At 71.7% G+C, this 3,756-nt stretch carries 5 protein-coding genes; 3 read left to right on the forward strand and 2 right to left on the reverse strand.

Annotated features, from left to right (window positions below):
* Positions 1-126: 126 nt before the first annotated feature.
* Positions 127-513, forward strand: a complete 387-nt coding sequence (locus FNH05_RS34300; protein WP_144593011.1) for a winged helix-turn-helix transcriptional regulator — start codon at positions 127-129, stop codon at positions 511-513.
* A gap of 4 nt (positions 514-517) precedes the next feature.
* Complete coding sequence (locus tag FNH05_RS34305; protein WP_144593012.1) at positions 518-1,285, forward strand: SGNH/GDSL hydrolase family protein; 768 nt, start codon at positions 518-520, stop codon at positions 1,283-1,285.
* Here the strand turns inward: FNH05_RS34305 and FNH05_RS34310 are convergent.
* Complete coding sequence (locus tag FNH05_RS34310; protein WP_144593013.1) at positions 1,266-2,279, reverse strand: Glu/Leu/Phe/Val dehydrogenase dimerization domain-containing protein; 1,014 nt, start codon at positions 2,277-2,279, stop codon at positions 1,266-1,268. The two genes, FNH05_RS34305 and FNH05_RS34310, sit on opposite strands and share 20 nt — an antisense overlap.
* Before the next feature lie 79 nt (positions 2,280-2,358).
* Here FNH05_RS34310 and FNH05_RS34315 point away from each other — a divergent pair, with 79 nt between their 5' ends.
* Positions 2,359-2,823 (forward strand): Lrp/AsnC family transcriptional regulator, encoded by a 465-nt coding sequence (locus FNH05_RS34315; RefSeq protein ID WP_144593015.1) that lies wholly within the window; start codon positions 2,359-2,361, stop codon positions 2,821-2,823.
* A gap of 96 nt (positions 2,824-2,919) precedes the next feature.
* Here FNH05_RS34315 and FNH05_RS34320 read toward each other — a convergent pair whose 3' ends face one another.
* The gene (locus FNH05_RS34320) at positions 2,920-3,570 is read right to left on the reverse strand and encodes an NAD(P)H-binding protein (RefSeq protein WP_144593014.1); all 651 of its coding nucleotides are present in this window, start codon (positions 3,568-3,570) and stop codon (positions 2,920-2,922) included.
* Positions 3,571-3,756: the final 186 nt, after the last annotated feature.

Consider the following 3,756-nt stretch of genomic DNA (forward strand, 5'->3'; position numbering starts at 1 on the left):
GCGCAGCGCCACCAATACCGCCTGCCTGCCCGCCCGGCCCCCGGCTCCGAAAATCACGATGTTCGTCATGCGGCGACGGTAGCGCGGACCCCGGTTACCTCCAGGAAACCGATTATCGTGGTAAAGGTGAGGAAACCGCTGCCAGCCGACATGTTCGACGAGCTCTGCCCGTCGTCACTGCTTCCGATGCGCTTCGGCGACAAATGGGCGCCCCTGGTCATCTGCTGCCTCGAAGGCGGGCCGCGCCGGTTCTCCGAACTCCGCGTTCCGCTGTGGCGCGTGACGCCCAAGGTGCTGACCCAGTCGCTGCGCTCGCTCGAGCGCTCCGGTTTCGTGATCCGCCACGCCGGGCAGGCAATGGTGGAGTACGAGCTGACGCCGCTGGGACGCAGCCTGCTCGGGCCCATCGCGGTCGCCCGCGACTGGGCGCAGGAGCACTGGGACGAACTGCTCGACGCCCGCGAGGCCTACGATGCGGGGCTGACCGGCTCCGTCGCCGGGCGGAAGGAGTGAACCGGTGAGCTACTGCCGTTACGTCGCCCTCGGCGACAGCCAGACCGAGGGCCTCGGCGACGGGGACGAGATCCGCGGCTACCGCGGCTGGGCCGACCGGTTCGCCGAACTGCTCGCCGAGACGAGCCCGGCCCTCGAATACGCCAACCTCGCCGTGCGCGGACGGCGGGCGGCCGAGGTGCTGGCGGAACAACTCGCACCGGCACTGGCGCTCCGGCCGGACCTGGCCACGGTGATGGCCGGGATGAACGACCTCATCCGCCCCGGGTTCGACGCCGCCGCGGTGGCCGCCAGCCTTGACGAGATGTTCGCCGCGCTGACCGGCGCCGGTGCGCACGTGATCACCGTGACCTTCCCCGACGTGGGCCGGATGATGCCCATCGCGCGCCCGCTCGGCGCCCGCGTGCGGGAACTCAACGCCCGCATCCTCGCCGCGTCCGCCCGGCACGGCGTGACCGTGGTGGACGCCTCCTCGGCCGCCGTCCTCACCGATTTCCGCCTGTGGAGCGAAGACCGGCTGCACGCGAGCCCGCTGGGGCACGAGCGGATCGCGGCGGCGATGGCCGCCGCGATCGGGCTGCCCGGTTCGGACGACGGCTGGACCCGGCCGCTGCCCGCGCTGCCGCCACGCCCGGTGTGGCAGGCGGTGACGGCCGAACTGCGCTGGCTGGGCGCCTTCGCCGGGCCCTGGGTGGCGCGGCGGGTGCGGGGCCGGTCCTCGGGAGACGGCCGGACGGCCAAACGTCCCGAGCTCAGCCCCGTCCGTGCTTGAGCCGTTCCGCTGCCAGCGCCCGCGCGGCGGCCAGCGGAGTTCCCGGCGCGCTCAGCACCATGTCCACTGTGGAACCGATCGCCTCGACCCGTGCGATCGCCTCCTCGTGGCCGAGTTTCTCGATCTCCCGGCCCAGCGTGTAGACGACCCCACCCGCACTGGCCACGAAATCGGGGATCCACCGGATGCCCCGGTCGGCGAGCAGTTCCGCCACGGAGTCGTCGGTGAGCTGGTTGTTCGCCGGGCCGACGACGAGGGAAGCCTCCAGCCGGGCCGCGGTTTCCGGGCTCAGCACCCCGCCGACCGCGGCCGGGACCAGGATGTCGCACGGGGTGTTCAGTACCTCGTCCGGCTCGATCCAGCCGAAGCCCTGACGCCGGGCAGGCTCCCGTTTCGAGGTGTCCACATCGGACACGATGACCTCGGCGCCGGTCAGGCCCTCGGCCACCAGCGACCCGACCGAACCGAACCCGCTCAGCACGACGCGGCGTCCCTCGACCGACTCGGTGCCGAAGACATGGCGGGCCGCGGACCGGAGCGCGGCCAGCACGCCGACGGCGGTGGGACCGCTCGACGAGCCCACCCCGCCCTGCTCCTCCGGAAGGCAGAACACATGAGGTGAATACCTGCGCAGCACGGCCATGTCGGCGGGCCCGGTGCCCACGTCCGGCCCGGCGAGATAGGACCCGTCGAGCGAGGCGATGAGCTCCCCGAGGTCTTCGAACGCGGCCTCGCGCAGCTCCGGGGTCAGCTCGGTGCCGCCGTCCAGCGCGACCACGCTCTTACCGCCACCGAACGGAACTCCGGCCACCGCGCACTTGTCGGTCATCGCCGAGGAGAGGCGCAACGCGTCTTCGAGACCGTCACGCCAGTCGGGGTAACGGCGCAGGCGGACCCCGCCGACCGCCGGGCCGAGTACCCGGGAATGCGCCGCGATCACCAGGGTCACCCCGGACCGGCGGCCGCGCCGGATCACCACATCTTCATGCTCCATGGGAAAAAAGCTATGCTCGACGGCGCGGCAGTGGGGTGGAGCCCGAACGAAGTTCGGGATGAGCGCGATCGGAGCCAGGGTGGACGAACTTGATTCGGCCATCGTCCGCCATCTGCAGGAGGATGCGCGGCAGTCGAACCGCGACATCGCGCGCAAGCTCGGGATCGCGCCGTCCACCTGCCTGGAACGCACCCGGCTGCTCCGGCAGCGCGGCGTGATCCGCGGCTACCACGCCGAAATCGACCTTGGCGCCCTCAACCGCTCCGTACAGGCGATCGTGGCGGTGCAGGTGCGGCCGCTGAGCCGGGACGTGGTCGCCGCGTTCGAACTCTCGGTGATCGACCTGCCGGAAGTGCGCTCGGTCTACACCATGGCGGGCAGCGACGACTTCCTGGTGCACGTCACCGCCCCGGACATCGAGCACCTGCACACGTTCCTGCTCGACCGGTTCACCAGCCGCCGCGAGATCGTCGGCTTCCGCACTTCGATCATCTACCAGCACCTCGACAAGCAGGTGCTGGAACCTTTGCCCCCGCCGCTTTGACCTGCCGGCCCGGTGCGTTTCCTCGGCGGGCAGAGCTCGTCCGGTGCCCTGAGGGCACCGGGAACGGGCCGACCTCGCCGGGGCCGTGAACAGGTCCTAGAGGCCCGCGTGCTCGGGGTCCTCGGTGAGCGCGGCGAAAACCGTGGACCAGTCCGGCGTGGGGGACTCGGGGTCGTCGTACAGCTCGAAGGTCTTGCCGGAAGCGGACGGGTCGAACAGCGCCGCCACCACGGCGTCGGCGACCGCGGCGCGGCTGATGCGCCCGTCGCCGGTGTCGCCCTGCTCGACGCGGACGCCGTCGGCGGGCAGGTCGTGCAGCCAGCTCGGCCGCACGATGGTGTACTGCGCGCCGCTGGTGCGCAGGGCCGCTTCGCCCCGGGCGCGCGCTTCGATCCGCTCGGCCATCTCGGGATGCTCGGCCGGGCGGGTCAGGTAGATCTGCGAGACCAGCACGAGCGGGATGTCTTCACGGGCGGCCACGTTGGCGACGGCCGCGACCCCGTGGTGCATCACGGCTTCCGCCTGCGCCGGGTCCTTGGGCGGCTCGACGGAGATCACCACGCCGTCGGCGCCGGCGAACACACTCACCTCCGGCGCGGCGAGGTCCATTGTGGCCGGTCGTGCGCCCGCGGGCGCCTCGGCCGCGCCGCGGCTCGCGACCACCACCTCGTGCCCCTCCGCGGCCAGCCGGTCCACGACCAGGCGGCCCGTGCGACCGGTCCCGCCGACCACGACGAAGGTGCTCATGTCCTGCCTCCCGACTCGGTGTCCGGGACCAGGATGGCCCCGTTCTTGATCATGGTCAATGCCACGATCACGCTCCGTCCGTGGTCCTCCCCCGTCCGGTCCGCCCCCTATTTTCGCCTCTCTACCCTGAGTGTGCCGCCCAGGGCCGTGAAGGGCCCCTTCACAGCCGTATCGACCGTGAAGGGG

The organism is Amycolatopsis rhizosphaerae, assembly GCF_007713715.1.
GTDB lineage: Bacteria > Actinomycetota > Actinomycetes > Mycobacteriales > Pseudonocardiaceae > Amycolatopsis_E > Amycolatopsis_E rhizosphaerae.

Coding starts and splice junctions, on each gene's coding strand:
- FNH05_RS34310 (WP_144593013.1), bottom strand. CDS start 2,279: ATGGAGCATGAAGATGTGGTGATCCGGCGCGGCCGCCGGTCCGGGGTG.
- FNH05_RS34320 (WP_144593014.1), bottom strand. CDS start 3,570: ATGAGCACCTTCGTCGTGGTCGGCGGGACCGGTCGCACGGGCCGCCTG.